Here is a 14,027-nt window from a genome sequence, read left to right as displayed (position 1 = left end):
CCGGGGGCTTCGCCGTTGTGGAGACCGTGACCGGCCGCTCGCTCAGCCGGCGCGGAGCTGCTTGGCGTGGGCCTTCGCCGCCTCTTTCGCTCGGTCGCGCGTGCGGCGCAGCTCGGCTTCGGCGCGTTCGGCGTCGCGCACGCGGCGCTGGGTCTGCTTGCGCAGTTCGATGCCGGCCCGCAGCTCGGCCTCGGCCCGCTCCAGCGCTTCGGCAGGGGTGAGTTCGACCGCCGCTGCCGGCGCCGGCGCCTGCGCCTGCGCGTTCGAGAATGTCGCCTCGAGCCCGTCGAGCAGCACGCCGAGGGCGAAGTCGAAGATCAGGGCGGTGTCGTCCTCGGCGAGCGCTCCGCTCTCGGTATCGCCGAAGTAGGCGCCGCTGCGCACGAGCAGTGCGACGTCGGGGAACCGGCCCGGCGTCACGGCCTCCTCGACCAGGGCGCGCGTCTCGGGTGAGATCTCGCCTCCCGCGAGGACCTCCCGTTCGACGGCGGCGTGGCCGCGGGCGAAGGCGGCGAACAGCATGAGTACGGCGAGCTTCGCCGGTTCGGCCGCGGGGAGCGTGCGCATCGCCCGCAGGGCGCGGTCGGCGACGCGCATCTGGCCCGGCATGAAGTGGATGTCGGGGGACAGTGGGATGTCGAGCGCCCAGGGGTGGCGCCGATAGCCGTCGAGCAGCTCGCGGAGGAACTCGCGTAGGCCGGACCGCCAGTGCTCGGCGTCGATGACGCCGTCGGCGCCGCTGAGCGACGCGTCGAGCATGAGGCGGTGCAGCTCGTCCTTGGTCGCCACGTAGCGGTAGAGCGCCATGGTGCTGAACTCGAAGGTCTGCGCGACCCGCTGCATGGTGACCGCCGCCAACCCTTCGGCGTCGGCGATCGCCATGGCGGCTTCGACGATGCGCTCGGGGGTGAGCTCGCGCTTCGGCCCGCGCTGCGGTGCTGCGGCGAGACCCCAGGCGAGCGCGAGCGTGCGCGATACGGCTTCGTTCTCGTTCGTCATGCGTTCCTCCCGCGCTCAACCGTATTCCATCATAACTGCGTGACATATCTACTGTTTATGCTGCATACTGTGTGTGCTGCATACAGAAAGGATGGATCATGAATCCGACCATCGAGATCACCGATCTCCGGCAGAGCTACGGCGGCCGTGCCGTGCTCGACGGCATCACGCTCGGGATCGAGGGCGGCGTCTTCGCGCTGCTCGGCCCGAACGGAGCAGGCAAGACCACCCTGGTCTCCGTCCTGAGCACCTTGCTGCGCCCCGATTCGGGCACCGCTCGGATCCTGGGGCACGACGTGGTGCGCGACGCCGCGACCGTGCGACGCCTCATCGGGACGACGGGCCAGTACGCCTCGATCGACGAGGCGCTGACCGGACGCGAGAACCTCGTGATGGTCGCCCGGCTGCTCGGCCTCGGCGCGCGGCGGGCGAAGCAGCGCGCCGACGAACTGCTCGGCTCCTTCGAGCTCGAGGACGCCGCGGATCGTCGGGTCGGGGGCTACTCGGGCGGCATGCGTCGCCGCGTCGACCTCGCCGCGTCCCTCGTGCTCCCGCCCGCGGTGCTGTTCCTCGACGAGCCGACGACCGGGCTCGATCCGGCGAGCCGGTCCCGGCTCTGGGCCGACGTCGCCCAGCTCGCCGCCGACGGCTGCTGCGTGTTCATGACCACGCAGATGCTCGACGAGGCCGAGGCGCTCGCGGATCGGGTCGCGATCCTGCAGGACGGCGCGATCGTCGCCGACGGTACGGTCGCCGAGCTGACCGGGCTCGTCGGTGAGGAGACCGCGGTGCTCGTGGATCGCGACGGCCGTCCGGTCCGCACCCTCGACGTGCCGAGCAGCGCGGGCGGTCTCGCCGCCGCGTTGGCCGCACTCGACCCCGCAGAGCGGGGGCTCCGCGTGGAGCTGCGCAGGCCCACCTTGGACGACGCGTTCATCGCGCTCACCCGTCGCGACCACCGACTCGATCTGACAGGAGCAGCCGCATGAGCGCCGTCGCCCTCCACCCCGGAACCGGACCGATCGCGGCGAGCCGCGTCTTCGTCGGGCGCAGCCTCCGGCACAGCCTGCGCGACGGCGAGGGGCTCTCGCTCGCGATCGTGCTGCCGGTCATGCTCATGCTGCTGTTCACGTTCGTGTTCGGCGGGGCCATCGACTCCGGCGGCGGGTACGTCGACTTCGTCGTGCCCGGGATCATCGTGCTGTGCTCGGGATTCGGCGCCGCATCCGTCGCGGTCTCGGTCAACCGCGACCTGACGGGCGGCGCGATGCAGCGCTTCCGCAGTCTGCCGATGCCGGCCGCGACCTGCCTCGTCGGCCACGTCGTCGCGAGCGTACTGCGGAACCTGCTCGCGACCGCGGTCGTCGTCGGTGTCGCCCTGCTCGTCGGATTCCGGCCGGTCGCCGGGGTCGGGGAGTGGTGCGCGGCGATCGGGCTGGTGCTCGCGTGGATCCTCGCGGTCACCGTCGTCTTCGCGGCGATCGGGCTGCTCGCGTCGACCCCTGAGGCCGCCAACGGCTACGGCTTCGTTCTGCTGTTCCTGCCGTACCTGTCGAGCGCGTTCGTGCCGCTCGACAGCCTGCCCGCCTGGCTCGTACCGGTCGCATCCGCGCAACCGGTGACCCCGCTCGTGGAGTCGATCCGTGCGCTGCTGCTCGGGCAGGATCCGGGCCTGCAGCCGCTCTTCGCGGTGCTGTGGTGCGCGGGGATCGTGCTGGCGGGGGCCGCCGTCGCGGTCTGGCGCTTCCCCAAGCGGTGATCCCTCGAGCGGGATGACGGCCGCGCGCCTCAGCCGATGCGGTGCTCGTGCAGTTCGCTGCTCAGGTGGGTGCCGTTGAGCTCGACGTAGAGCTGCCCCTCGGTGCGCGACACCGAGAGGTCGCTGCGCCGCTCGATGGCGCCCACCGCGGCGTCGATGAACCCGGGGTCGAAGCTGCGCAGCACGAGCTCCTCGGCGCGGTGGATCTGCTTGCCCTCCCACGAGGCGAGCACCTTCGCGGGGTCACGGTGCGTGTAGACCGCCGCGTACTCGGCGAGCTTGCTGGCGCTGTGCATGCGCGCGGCGTCGGGGGAGCCGACCTCGATCCAGCCGGTGATGCGACCGGTCAGGTCCTTGACGAGCACGGCCGGTTCGTCGGTGGTCGAGACGCCGCCGCCGAACTCGATGCCCTCGCGGTGCTCCAGGCAGTAGGCCAGGATCCGGGTCATCATGTACGCGTCCGTTTCGGACGGGTGCCGGGCGACGCGGATCGTGAAGTCGTCGTAGACCCCGCGATCGACGTCGGCCAGCTGCACGGTGAAGGTGTGAATCGTCGATCCGATGGCCATAGCGTTCGAGCCTACCGGTTGCGGGTGCGCGCGGTCGCCTGCGCGGTCCAGGGATCCTCGGGCCAGGGATGCTTGGGATAGCGGCCGCGCATCTCGCGGCGCACTTCTTGGTAGGGACCGTTCCAGAAGGACGACAGATCGGAGGTGACGGCGAGCGGACGCCGCGCGGGCGAGAGCAGATGGAACCGCACCGGCACGCGGCCGCCCGCGAGCCGGGGCGTCTCGGCGAGGCCGAAGACCTCCTGCAGCTTGGCGGAGACGACCGGCTGCTCGTCGGATCCGTCGGCGTCGTTCGGCTGCGGATACTCGACCCGCGCGGTGGATCCGGACGGGAGCGGCAGGCGCTCCGGAGCCAGCTCGTCGAACCGCGCCGCCTCGGGCCAGGGGAGCAGCCTGCGCAGCGCCTGCGGCAGGTCGATCCCGCGCAGCGAACCGCCGGGACGCAGTCGTTCGAGGTCCGGGCCGAGCCAGGCATCGATCCGGTCGAGCAGCGCCGCGTCGCTCACGTCGGGCCAGGGTCCGCCGAGTTCGCGGTGCAGCAGAGCGAGGCGTCCGCGCAGCGACTGCGCGGCTTCAGACCAGTCGAGGGCGTCGAGCCCGAGCTCGCGCAGGTGCGCGGCGAATGCTGGGCCGGTGTCGTCGGGCCGCGCGGCGGCCGGCGTCGACGCGAGCGGGATCGCGCCGAGACGCCGGACCAGGCGTACGCGGATCCGGCCGTCCACGACGGCGGTGGTGCGCTCCTCGACGAGTGCGTGTGCGCCGAGTCGCAGCGCATCGTCCTCGGCGATCGCGGCGGCGAGGCGGATCGCGGCCCCCGTGCCGTCGGCCGCGCGGCCCTCGGCGCGCTGCACCTCGCGCACCGCGATCCACTCGCTGCCGAGCAGGGGGCTTCCTTCGGGGAGCGCGGCTCGGGTGCCGCTCGCCAGCAGGTAGGAACGCGAGTGCGCGCCGGTCCGGCGGGCGATCCACTCGGGGCGGGCGAGCGCGGTGACGACGCCGGCGTCGTCGTGGGTCGTCCCGCGTGACGAACCGTCTCCCGTCGTCCTGCGTGACGGACCGTCTCCCGTCATCCTGCGCGACGGAGGAGTCGCAGGATCCGCCCCCTCGCCCGCGAGTCGCGACAGCCGCTCGGTCTCGCGCTTCCACCGCTCGGCGCCGGGCGCGCGTCCGCTGCGCAGCTCGCGGAGCAGGCGTGCGAGGTCGGCGTCGCTCGCGCGGTGGTCGTCGGAGATCGCGGCGACGACCTCGGCGGTTCGGCGGGCGTCGCCGAGCTCGGCGGTGCCCGCGAGCAGCGCCCGCGCCTCGCGCACGCCGATGGGGAGGCGCGCGACTCGTGCGCCGAGCTCGGTGAGACTCCCGCTCGCGTCCACCAGATCGAGCGCGGCGAGCACGGCGACCGCGCGATCCATGGCGGCGGCAGGCGGCGGGGTCAGCAGCGCGAGCCCGCGGCCCGCGGGGGCGCCCCACGCGGCGAGCAGCAGCGCGGTGTCGCTGAGGTCGGCGGTCGCGATCTCGGGGGTGAGCTCGGCGGGCATGCGGGCGAACTCGGCTTCGGAGTATGCGCGCACGACGGTGCCGGGCCCCTGGCGGGCAGCGCGTCCGGCGCGTTGCTCGGCGCTCGCGCGTGACGCGCTGACGGTGACGAGCCCGGTCATGTCCCGGGCCTGATCGCGACGCACCTCGCGCGACAGTCCGGAATCGATCACGAGGCGCACGCCGGGCACGGTCAGCGCGCTCTCGGCGAGCGCGGTCGAGACGACGATGCGGTGCGGATCCGCGTCGCGCAGTCGGCCGCGCACGGCGCGATCCTGCTCGCGGGGCGAGAGGCGCCCGTGCAGGGGCAGCACGTCGACGGAGGCTCCGGACCGCGAGACGCGGCCGCGCAGCCGGTTCACGACCTCGTCGACCTCGCGCGCGCCCGGCACGAACACGAGCGCATCGGCGCCCGATCCGGCCTGCGCGTCGGCGGCGACGTCGGCGAGGTGGGCGAGATAGTCGCGGGTGATGCCGCGCTCGTCGAGCCGCGCGCCGTCGAAGGGGGCGTGCTCCACGCGCAGCGGATGCAGCGCCGAGGGCACGCGCACGATGGGGGCGGGACCGTCGCCGGCGGCCGCGCCCAGCAGCTCGGCCACGCGATCCGCGTCGAGCGTGGCCGACATCGCGACGACGAGCAGGTCGTCGCGCAGCGCCCGGACCTCCGCGACGAGGCCGAGCAGCAGGTCCCCGTCGAGGGAGCGCTCGTGCACCTCGTCGAGGATCACCGCGCCGACGCCGTCGAGCTCGGGATCGGCGATGAGCCTGCGCAGCAGCACGCCTGGGGTCACGACCTCGATCCGCGCATCGCGGCCCGCACGGCGCTCACCGCGGACGGTGAAACCGACGTGCTCGCCGATGGCGCTGCGGTCGAGCTCGGCGAGGCGGGCTGCCGAGGCGCGAGCGGCGACGCGGCGGGGCTGGGTGAGGATCGTGCGGCCGGCGTGGCGTGCGGAACCCGATCCGCCCTGCGCGAGCAGGTTCGCGACGAGCGGCGGGACGAAGGTGGTCTTGCCCGTGCCCGGGGGAGCCGTGACGACGGCCGCACCGCGCGCGAGCGCTCGGCGGAGCTCGTCGTCGGCTCGGGCGACGACGAGGCCCGCGCCGATGGCGTCGAGGTCGAAGCGGTGGATCGGCACGCCACTCATCTTAGGAGCGGCGTGCGCCGCCGGCTCAGGACGCGGGAGCGGCGTCCGGGATCGTGATGGGCGCCTTGCCGTCGGCCCACACGGGAGCCGGGAGCGTCGTGCCGGTGCTACCGTCCTGGATCTGCTTGAGCGCCGCGGCGATCTCGTCGGCGTTCTGCGGGACCTCGAGTCCGCAGGTGCGCATCTCGCTCGCGAACTTCAGGGTGAGGCGGTTCTTGCCGGCTTCGACCGCCTGGGCGGTGGTGCCGGTGCGCTTGTCGCTGCCGGTCTGGATATCGGACACCTGGTCGCAGACGTGGTACACCTTGCCGCCGTCGACCCAGACGACCTGGTCCTTGCCGAGCAGCTGGATCACGGTGGACTGATCGGCCGTGTACTTCTCGACCGACGGCGGGTTGTAATCGATGCCGAGCGCCACTGCGACGAGCGCGACGACGATGCCGATGGCACCCGCGATGCCCTTCTGCTTCCCGTTCATGTCCTTGTTGAGGAAGATCAGGATGATGAGCGGCAGGAACGCGATGACGGCGATGATCGCGCCGAGCTGGTTCTGCACGAAGAAGCGCACGGTGTCGGAGCGACGGGCCGGGTCGAGACGGTTCGCCTGCTTCCAGAGCATCGAACCGGTGATCGAGAGCGCGCCGATGATCACGATCGCGATGATCAGCGAGACGAAGGCCCACTGCGGGAAGGTGCTCGTCGAGGCGGAGGATTCGAGGATGCCCGTCTGCGGGTTGCGCACCAGTTCGCCGTCGGCGCCGGTGACCTCGCGCTGGCGGAGCAGCCAGAAGATCGAGACGGCCTCGAGGATGATGGCCACGGCCCAGAGGATCGCGGCGATCCAGCGGAAGCGGGTGGCTTTGGCCTTGGCCTCGGGGGTGGGGGTCCAGCCGGGTGCCGGTTCGGAGCCCGCGGCGGGCGTCGGCGCCTGCTTGCGGCGCGGGGTGCTTGCGTCGGACACGATGGGCCTCTTCTCGAGCTGGATCGTCGATACTGTGCACAGCCTACTGGGAGCCAGTGACGAGGCGAAGAGGACGGTGTCGAAGTCGCGCCATGCCCGTCTGCGAGGATGGCGGCATGGAACGGGACGACGAAGCGACCTCGGGGGTGCTGTCGCGACGGGACGCATCGCCGAAGCCTCGGCGGCGACGGATCTTCGTCGTGCCCACGGTGCTCGGAGCGCTCGTCCTGATCACGATCGCGCTGCCGGTCGCGAACCCCCTGTTCCCGAAACGCGAGCAGGCGTCGTGCACGATCGAGAGCTCCTCGAAGATCGGGAGCACCCGGGCCGCTCGTCGCGGCAACATCTTCCCGAGGGTCGGAACCGATTGCGGGAGCTTCGTCGCGGGCAAGGAGGTCGCCTGCGTCTCCGATCCGGGCCGGAAGATCCGACTGATCCCCGGGATCACCTACGATCTGACGGTGCAGGGTCCGCGCGTCCCGGTCATCTGGGATCCGAGCATCGTCGAGGTCCGCATCTCCGCAGAGCAGAAGCGGCCGAATGTGCACGAGCTGGCTCGAGCGCGCACCTCCGATCCCGAGCTGAACGCGACGCTGGATGCGCTCGCGGACGAGGTCTCGCCCGGGACGCTGCGCGCGTTCGATTACGAGCAGCCCGGCTTCGACCCCGAGTGCGATGTCCTGCGCCACGTGATGACGACGAAGGGGATCCAGCTGATGAGCCCGGCCGACGCCGCGGAGGCGCTGCGTCCTCCCGAGGGCGTCGCGCCGCGGGATCCGAAGCTGCCCTGCACGCGGTACCCGTGCGGGCTCGAGGACATGCCGGAGTAGTCGAGCGCGTGGGACGCGCTCGCGCCGGCGGCGGCGCGAGCGCTCAGGTGAGAGCGGATAGGCTGGAATCCATGCGAAAGAAGTCGAACGCCGAGGCGCGCGAGAGCACCCTGGCCAGCGGCTGGGTGGTCGAGGGCGACGAATCGTCGACGCCGTCGGACGCGCCCGCGGAGCCCCAGACCGACGAGGCCGTTCCGGCCGGCGACCCCGCGATCGAGGTAGGGGGCAAGCCCGATCCCGACGGCGGCCCCGAGCAGGCGAGCAACGCGGTGCTGGTGCTGCTCGGCGTGTTCGGCGGTCTCTACGCGCTCTACACCTGGGGCTGGTTCGTCGTCGCCAAGGCCTACGCCGACTTCAACACCACCGTCGCGGCCGGCAGCGGATCCTTCGGGCAGGTGCTGCAGCAGATCCTGTTCTGGGCGGCTCCGTTCGCCACCGTGCTGTGGTTCCTCTCGGCGGTCCTGTTCCTGCGCCGCCGCGCGCTCTGGCTCGGCATCGCCCTGGTGCTCGGCGCCGTGATCCTCGTTCCGCTCCCGATGCTGGTGGTGAGTGCTCAGTGAACCGTTTCTCGCTGATCGGCGCGTGGGTCGCGGGCCTGCTCGTCACCGGGCTCTACGCCTACGCCGTGTTCGTGCAGTTCGGCAACCTGATCGGCATGCAAGAACTGGGCTCGCGCCTCGGCCTCGGATTCAGCCCGCTCGGTTGGTTCTGGCTGCTGTTCGGCATCGTGCTGCCGTTCCTCGTGCTCTTCGGTGCGCTGCTGCTCGGCCGCCGCCTGCGCGCCTGGGGGCGCGTGCTGCTGCTCGCGGCGGGTCTCGCCGTGGTGGCGGTGGCGCAGCTCGACGTCATGCACGTGGTGCCCCAGTCCGGTTTCTTCGCGTGACGCGGTGTCGCGGGGGCTTCCGCGACACGGCTAAGCTGGAATTCGGTCGCCCGTAACGGGCGTGACGCCTCCGACCCCGAAGGAACCGCTCCTTGGCTACTCCTGTCGTCCTCATCGCTGAACAACTCTCGCCGGCCACCATCGCCGCGCTCGGTCCCGATTTCGACGTGGTCAACGTCGACGGCACCGACCGTGCGGCGCTGAAGGACGCGCTGGCCACCGCCGACGCGGTGCTCATCCGATCCGCCACCCAGATCGACGCCGAAGCGCTCTCGTGGGCGCCGCAGCTCAAGGTCGTGGCGCGCGCCGGCGTCGGCCTCGACAACGTCGACATCAAGGCCGCCACCCAGGCCGGCGTGATGGTCGTCAACGCGCCGACCTCCAACATCATCAGCGCCGCCGAGCTGACGGTCGCGCACATCCTCGGCCTCGCCCGCAACCTGCAGCGCGCGCACGCGTCGCTGTCCGCGGGGGAGTGGAAGCGCTCCTCGTTCACCGGCATCGAGCTGTTCGAGAAGACCATCGGCATCATCGGCCTCGGTCGCATCGGGGCGCTCGTCGCCGAGCGCCTGCGCGGCTTCGGCGTCGAGCTCATCGCGTACGACCCCTACATCACCGCTGCGCGTGCGCAGCAGCTCGGGGTCGAGCTGGTCGAGCTCGACGACCTCGTCGCCCGCGCCGACTTCCTCACGATCCACATGCCGCGCACGCCCGAGACCACGGGCATGATCGGCGAGGCCCAGCTCAAAGCCATGAAGCCGACCGCGTTCGTCGTGAACGTGGCCCGCGGCGGCCTGATCGACGAGGCGGCGCTCGCCGCGGCGCTCGCCGCCGGCGAGATCGCCGGTGCCGCGCTCGACGTGTTCGTGCAGGAGCCCCCCGCCGATGCGTCGCTGACCGGCCTGGCTAACACCAACGTGACCCCGCACCTGGGCGCCTCGACCGAAGAGGCGCAAGAGAAGGCCGGCGTCTCGGTCGCGAAGTCGGTGCGCCTCGCCCTTGCCGGCGAGCTCGTGCCCGACGCGGTCAACGTCGCGGGCGGCGTGATCAACGAGTACGTGAAGCCGGGACTCCCGCTGACCGAGAAGCTGGGCCAGGTCTTCGCCGGTCTCGCCAACGGCCCGGTCACCGCGCTCGACATCGAGGTGCACGGCGAGCTCGCCGAGCACCGCGTCGAGGTGCTGCGCCTGGCCGCGCTCAAAGGTCTCTTCTCGAAGATCGTCAGCGACCCGGTGTCGTACGTCAACGCGCCGCTGCTCGCCGAGCAGCGCGACCTCGAGGTGCGGTTCAGCGTCGACGCGGTCTCCGAGAGCTACCGCAACGTGATCACGCTGCGCGGCACCCTCGCCGACGGCACGCCCATCTCGGTCTCGGGTACGCTCACCGGCCCGAAGCAGGTCGAGAAGATCGTCGAGATCAACGGCTACGACCTCGAGCTGCCGCTCTCCGAGCACCTCGTCGTGTTCACCTACACCGACCGCCCCGGCATCGTCGCGGCGTACGGCGGGCTGCTCGGCGACGCCGGCGTCAACATCGCGGGCCTCCAGATCGCGCGCGACGAGAAGGCCGGCACGGCCCTCTCGGTGCTGTCGGTCGACGCTCCCGTCTCGGAGGATCTGCTCGCGCAGCTCGGCGAGGCCATCGCGGCCGACTCGCTGCACGCGATCGACATCGTCGAGGACTGATCCCGACTGATCGTGCGAACGGCGCCCCGACCACGCGGTCGGGGCGCCGTTCGCGCTTTCCGGGCACAGTTGAAATATCTATCCACGCACGTTCGTTCACAATCTGATATATTCGGTGCATGAGCAATCGAACCGAGGGGACAGCGATGGCCGCCGAGCGACGTGAAACGGTGCTCGGACTCACCGCGAGCGACAGGGTGTTCGTCTGGGTCGTCGGCGGCGGCGCCGGTGTGGCGCTCGGGTTCCTGCTGCCGTGGCTGCTGCAGTACGTTTCGAAGTGGCCGATCCCGTACATCGACATCCTCAAGTTCATCGGCTCGTTCGACGCGCCCATCATGGTCGTGGGGCGGCCGGTGGTGCTCGGGGTGATCGGCCTCGTCATCGCGTTCTTCATCACGCACGAGAGCGCGATCCTGCGAATCACCGATGCGGAGATCGTCGTGGAGGAGGGGGAGGACCGCCGCGTGATCCCGCGCGAGGTCGTCGCCGGCGTGTACCGGCGGGGCGGAAAGGTGCGTATCGACTCCGCCGAAGGGCGCGTGCTCTACGACGGTGACGTCGAGGGCAAACGGTCGGCGGTCTCGGCGGCGTTCATCGAGCACGGGTATCCCTGGGAGAACGTCGAGCCGACCGGAGCCCGGCGGTGATGGGCGCGGGTGCCGGGACCGGCGCCGCGACGCAGGTGTCGCCCCGCACTCTGATCGAGGCCTGCATCTCGGCCGAGGGGCGCGCCGAGCTCGACGTCGTCTACGATCTCGGCCTCGCGATGGGGCTGCCCGAGCAGACGGTACGGCTCGCGCTGCGGCGCATGCAGGGCGAGGGGATCCTGGAGCAGCGCGGGCGCGGGCGTGCGGGGCACCTGGTGCTGACGGCGCAGGGCGCGCTGCGGGCCGAGCGGGATCGTGCGCTCATCGAGTTCGCGTTCGCGCAGGACCGCGGCGAGGTGCCGTGGGACGGGCGCTGGCGCCTGTACGGGTTCTCGGTGCCGGAGCGGCTGCGCGCGGAGCGCGACGGGCTGCGTCGGTTGCTGACCGTGCTCGGGGCTGCGCCGCTGCTGCCGGGCGTGTACGTGTCGCCGCACGACCTCGATACCGAGCTGCGCCGTTCGGTGCCGCCCGAGACCCTCGACCAGTACCTGATCGTCTCGGTCGGCGAGGATCTGCGGGTGCCCGGCTGCGAGACGCCGCGCGACCTCGCCGAGCGGCTCTGGCCCGCGGCCGAGGTCGACGCGGGGTACGACCGCCTGGCCGCCGAACTGGATCGCCGCCCCGCGACTGCGCCGGCGGGTCCGGTCGCGGTGACGGCTCGCGCGCTCGAGCTGGTGGACGCGCTCGACGCCGGACTGCTCGCGGATCCGCTATTGCCGGGGGAGCTGCTGCCCGAGGTGTGGCGTCCGCGTCGCCTGCGTGCCGAGTTCGACGCGGAGTGGGCGGCGCTGCGTGATGCCGAGGCCGGGCTGCCGATCTTCGCCTGGGCGGAGTAGCGCGCACGGGTGACGTCGTCGCGATGCGGGCGTAGGGTCGAGGCATGAGCGCTGAGACCGACCTGACCGAGCTGGAGTTCACGGTGAACGGCTTCGTGTCGCGCACCCCGTCCGAGACGTACGAGGCGGTGGCCGATCCTGCCTCCCTGAGTCGTTACTTCACGACGGCGGGCGCGGTCGGTCGGCTCGAGGCCGGCACGACGGTGCACTGGGACTTCGCCGATTTTCCGGGGGCGTTCCCGGTTGGGGTGCTGGAAGCGGTGCCGGGGGAGCGGATCGTAATCTCGTGGGGCGGTGAGGCCGGCGTGGTCTCGGCTGGCGAAGCGACGCGGGTGTCGTTCGAGTTCCGCCCGGTCGACGACGGCGCGCGCACCGAGGTGCGCATCACCGAGCAGTCGTGGACGCTGACTCGGGCGGGCGCGCAGGCGGCGTTCGGCAACTGCATGGGCTGGACCGGGTTCCTCGCCGCGCTGAAGGTCTGGCTGGAGCACGGCGTCGTGCTGCGCGAGGGGTTCTACAAGTAGTTCTGGGTGTTGGCGGTTGGCGGTTGGCGGTTGGCGGTCGGCGGTCGCCGGATATTCACCTTCCACTGGATCACCGGTTTCTCGGGGTCCGGCGGAGCGGAGATTTCCGGCGGAGCGGAGGTGCCCGACTGGGTGTCGAGGCGGGAGCGGTCGCTGCGCTCGTTGCGGGGGGAATGCTCGGTGGATGCGGCGTAGGCGGTCTGACGCTCAGACTGAGATCCGCGTTCAGACTGATGCGGGCGTAGGTGTTCTCAGTCTGAACACGGGTGTCAGTTTGGGCGCGGATCTCGGTCGGCGCGTCGGCTCCTGCTCGGCTGCGACCGCGCGCCGCCGCGCTCAGGCCGTTGCGGCTTGGGGCGCGGCGTTGAGCTTGCGGATCGCGATGAGTTGGCTGGTGGCGAAGAGCGCGACGTCGAGGGCGATGGCGAGCACGGCGATGGTCGCGAGGGCGTGTGCTGCGGTGAGCGACGCGACGGCGATGAGTGCGGCGGCCAGGATGTTGACGCCCATGACGAGGTGGAGTGCCCGGCGGAGCGTGAGCCGGGTGACCATCCAGAGCACGGTGCCGGCCCAGACGGCGACGATGCCGCCGGTCGCGATGAGCAGCGGCACGGGGAGTGCGACGGCGGTGGCGATCTGCGGTGCGGTTGCGGCGACGAAGATGCCGAGGATCAGGCAGTAGGCGGCGTCGATTCGGAGACTCCAGGTGCCGAGTGCACGGCCGGTGATGCGTCGCATGGGGCCAGTATGCCAGGCGGGTCTGCTGCTCTGCCGTCCGGCGGCGTAGTTGCGGTCCCTTACGCCCGACGCGCGTAGAGGATGAGCCAGACCAGCCCGGCGAGGAGCAGCAGGACGAAGCCGCCGAGGCTCATCGGCAGGGCGGCTGCCGCGCGGGTGAGCGCGTCGAGGCCCCAACCGACCAGCACTCCGACGGTCAGCAGTCCCGCGGGGATCAGCGACCAGTATCCGGCCGGCTGCTGGATCGGGCTGGAGAGCGCGATCCAGGCGAGTGCGCCGGCGATCAGGAGGCCGGGGACGACGACCCATGCCACTGACGAATGGTGCGGCAGGTGTCGCATGATGGCCCCGGGTGCGCTGAGGAGCGTCAGCGTGGCGGTGAGCGACGCGGCGATCCAGATGATTCCGCGCACCCAATTGCCGAGCGTGGAACGGCGGTTTGGGGAGCGGTGGTAGTGGTTCTCGACGAAGGCCCAGCCGGCGAGCGGCAGCGCGACGAGCGCCCAGACGAGTGAGGCGGCGGTGAGGATCCCGACGCCGATGGCGTGGGCGGCGGTCCAGTCGGTTTCGTAGGTGACGGCGATGTCCATGACGGTGGTGGCCTTTCTGGGGGTTCTGCGGTGGGGTGAAGGTTCGGGCGGGTTGGCACCCGGCGGGTACGGCTGTGGCCCGCACGGGCAGCTCCGGAAATTCGGGAACGGTGCTGCGTGTGCGGGCCACAGGGGGAGGGGGAGTCCGGCTGGCAGGGGCGCCGGGCCGGACTCCCGGCCTGGTGGTGGTGCGGGTGGGTTAGCAGCTCGGCTGGGTGTTCAGCACCCGGTCGCTGATCACGCCCGTGCCGCCGAGCACGACCCCGGCCTGGGGCTTGATCGTGCCCGTGATGGTGTCCTTCACCGGCTTCGGCACACAGTTCTT

Annotated in this window: 15 protein-coding genes; 9 read left to right on the top strand and 6 right to left on the bottom strand. The window is 71.5% G+C overall.

Annotated features, from left to right (window positions below):
* Positions 1 to 42: 42 nt before the first annotated feature.
* The gene (locus tag BMH31_RS14815) at positions 43 to 999 is read right to left on the bottom strand and encodes a TetR/AcrR family transcriptional regulator C-terminal domain-containing protein (protein WP_099722592.1); all 957 of its coding nucleotides are present in this window, start codon (positions 997 to 999) and stop codon (positions 43 to 45) included.
* Positions 1,000 to 1,097: 98 nt separating this feature from the next.
* Between BMH31_RS14815 and BMH31_RS14810 the strand changes: the two genes are divergently transcribed.
* Together BMH31_RS14810 and BMH31_RS14805 are read left to right on the top strand one after the other, a co-directional pair.
* A complete protein-coding gene (locus tag BMH31_RS14810) occupies positions 1,098 to 1,988 on the top strand; it encodes an ATP-binding cassette domain-containing protein (protein ID WP_099722591.1) in 891 nt (296 codons plus the stop codon).
* Entirely contained in the window at positions 1,985 to 2,758 is a 774-nt protein-coding gene (locus tag BMH31_RS14805; protein ID WP_099722590.1) for an ABC transporter permease, read from the top strand. The genes BMH31_RS14810 and BMH31_RS14805 overlap by 4 nt, the downstream gene beginning before the upstream one ends.
* 29 nt (positions 2,759 to 2,787) lie before the next feature.
* On the opposite strand, the gene BMH31_RS14800 is transcribed toward BMH31_RS14805, so the two are convergent.
* Genes BMH31_RS14800 through BMH31_RS14790 form a run of 3 tightly spaced genes read right to left on the bottom strand, consistent with a single transcriptional unit; the run spans position 2,788 to position 6,969 of the window.
* The gene (locus tag BMH31_RS14800) at positions 2,788 to 3,327 is read right to left on the bottom strand and encodes a YaeQ family protein (protein WP_099722589.1); all 540 of its coding nucleotides are present in this window, start codon (positions 3,325 to 3,327) and stop codon (positions 2,788 to 2,790) included.
* Between the two features lie 11 nt (positions 3,328 to 3,338).
* Positions 3,339 to 6,008: an ATP-dependent helicase HrpB gene (hrpB, locus tag BMH31_RS14795; protein WP_099747352.1), complete on the bottom strand. Its 2,670-nt coding sequence runs from the start codon at positions 6,006 to 6,008 to the stop codon at positions 3,339 to 3,341.
* Between the two features lie 25 nt (positions 6,009 to 6,033).
* Entirely contained in the window at positions 6,034 to 6,969 is a 936-nt protein-coding gene (locus BMH31_RS14790; RefSeq protein WP_099722587.1) for a hypothetical protein, read from the bottom strand.
* Between the two features lie 116 nt (positions 6,970 to 7,085).
* Here BMH31_RS14790 and BMH31_RS14785 point away from each other — a divergent pair, with 116 nt between their 5' ends.
* The 7 genes from BMH31_RS14785 to BMH31_RS14755 all read left to right on the top strand — a co-directional run bounded on the left by BMH31_RS14785 (position 7,086) and on the right by BMH31_RS14755 (position 12,374).
* Positions 7,086 to 7,799 (top strand): hypothetical protein, encoded by a 714-nt coding sequence (locus tag BMH31_RS14785; protein ID WP_099722586.1) that lies wholly within the window; start codon positions 7,086 to 7,088, stop codon positions 7,797 to 7,799.
* A gap of 71 nt (positions 7,800 to 7,870) precedes the next feature.
* Complete coding sequence (locus BMH31_RS14780) at positions 7,871 to 8,359, top strand: hypothetical protein (protein ID WP_099722585.1); 489 nt, start codon at positions 7,871 to 7,873, stop codon at positions 8,357 to 8,359.
* Entirely contained in the window at positions 8,356 to 8,682 is a 327-nt protein-coding gene (locus BMH31_RS14775) for a hypothetical protein (RefSeq protein ID WP_241898321.1), read from the top strand. The genes BMH31_RS14780 and BMH31_RS14775 overlap by 4 nt, the downstream gene beginning before the upstream one ends.
* Before the next feature lie 92 nt (positions 8,683 to 8,774).
* The gene (serA, locus tag BMH31_RS14770; RefSeq protein WP_099722584.1) at positions 8,775 to 10,367 is read left to right on the top strand and encodes a phosphoglycerate dehydrogenase; all 1,593 of its coding nucleotides are present in this window, start codon (positions 8,775 to 8,777) and stop codon (positions 10,365 to 10,367) included.
* Positions 10,368 to 10,486: 119 nt separating this feature from the next.
* Positions 10,487 to 11,014, top strand: a complete 528-nt coding sequence (locus BMH31_RS14765) for a hypothetical protein (RefSeq protein ID WP_143469907.1) — start codon at positions 10,487 to 10,489, stop codon at positions 11,012 to 11,014.
* Positions 11,014 to 11,850, top strand: a complete 837-nt coding sequence (locus tag BMH31_RS14760) for a PaaX family transcriptional regulator C-terminal domain-containing protein (protein WP_099722582.1) — start codon at positions 11,014 to 11,016, stop codon at positions 11,848 to 11,850. The genes BMH31_RS14765 and BMH31_RS14760 overlap by 1 nt, the downstream gene beginning before the upstream one ends.
* A 44-nt stretch (positions 11,851 to 11,894) precedes the next feature.
* Positions 11,895 to 12,374, top strand: a complete 480-nt coding sequence (locus BMH31_RS14755; RefSeq protein WP_099722581.1) for an SRPBCC domain-containing protein — start codon at positions 11,895 to 11,897, stop codon at positions 12,372 to 12,374.
* Between the two features lie 336 nt (positions 12,375 to 12,710).
* Here BMH31_RS14755 and BMH31_RS14750 read toward each other — a convergent pair whose 3' ends face one another.
* Positions 12,711 to 13,112 (bottom strand): hypothetical protein, encoded by a 402-nt coding sequence (locus tag BMH31_RS14750; protein WP_099722580.1) that lies wholly within the window; start codon positions 13,110 to 13,112, stop codon positions 12,711 to 12,713.
* Positions 13,113 to 13,171: 59 nt separating this feature from the next.
* Positions 13,172 to 13,702: a hypothetical protein gene (locus BMH31_RS14745; protein WP_099722579.1), complete on the bottom strand. Its 531-nt coding sequence runs from the start codon at positions 13,700 to 13,702 to the stop codon at positions 13,172 to 13,174.
* Positions 13,703 to 14,027 lie beyond the last annotated feature (325 nt).

This window comes from Leucobacter sp. OLIS6 (assembly GCF_002752355.1).
In the GTDB taxonomy this organism is placed as follows: domain Bacteria; phylum Actinomycetota; class Actinomycetes; order Actinomycetales; family Microbacteriaceae; genus Leucobacter.
The sequence above is the reverse complement of the archived record's forward strand: the minus strand, read 5'-3'. Positions and strand labels throughout refer to the sequence as shown.

Bases quoted from the DNA above. Each gene is read 5' to 3' on its own strand.
- BMH31_RS14805 (WP_099722590.1), top strand. From the start codon at position 1,985: ATGAGCGCCGTCGCCCTCCACCCCGGAACCGGACCGATCGCGGCGAGC.
- BMH31_RS14815 (WP_099722592.1), bottom strand. From the start codon at position 999: ATGACGAACGAGAACGAAGCCGTATCGCGCACGCTCGCGCTCGCCTGG.
- BMH31_RS14810 (WP_099722591.1), top strand. From the start codon at position 1,098: ATGAATCCGACCATCGAGATCACCGATCTCCGGCAGAGCTACGGCGGC.
- BMH31_RS14785 (WP_099722586.1), top strand. From the start codon at position 7,086: ATGGAACGGGACGACGAAGCGACCTCGGGGGTGCTGTCGCGACGGGAC.
- BMH31_RS14745 (WP_099722579.1), bottom strand. From the start codon at position 13,702: ATGGACATCGCCGTCACCTACGAAACCGACTGGACCGCCGCCCACGCC.
- BMH31_RS14800 (WP_099722589.1), bottom strand. From the start codon at position 3,327: ATGGCCATCGGATCGACGATTCACACCTTCACCGTGCAGCTGGCCGAC.
- hrpB (WP_099747352.1), bottom strand. From the start codon at position 6,008: ATGAGTGGCGTGCCGATCCACCGCTTCGACCTCGACGCCATCGGCGCG.
- BMH31_RS14780 (WP_099722585.1), top strand. From the start codon at position 7,871: ATGCGAAAGAAGTCGAACGCCGAGGCGCGCGAGAGCACCCTGGCCAGC.
- BMH31_RS14760 (WP_099722582.1), top strand. From the start codon at position 11,014: ATGGGCGCGGGTGCCGGGACCGGCGCCGCGACGCAGGTGTCGCCCCGC.
- BMH31_RS14765 (WP_143469907.1), top strand. From the start codon at position 10,487: ATGAGCAATCGAACCGAGGGGACAGCGATGGCCGCCGAGCGACGTGAA.
- BMH31_RS14750 (WP_099722580.1), bottom strand. From the start codon at position 13,112: ATGCGACGCATCACCGGCCGTGCACTCGGCACCTGGAGTCTCCGAATC.
- BMH31_RS14755 (WP_099722581.1), top strand. From the start codon at position 11,895: ATGAGCGCTGAGACCGACCTGACCGAGCTGGAGTTCACGGTGAACGGC.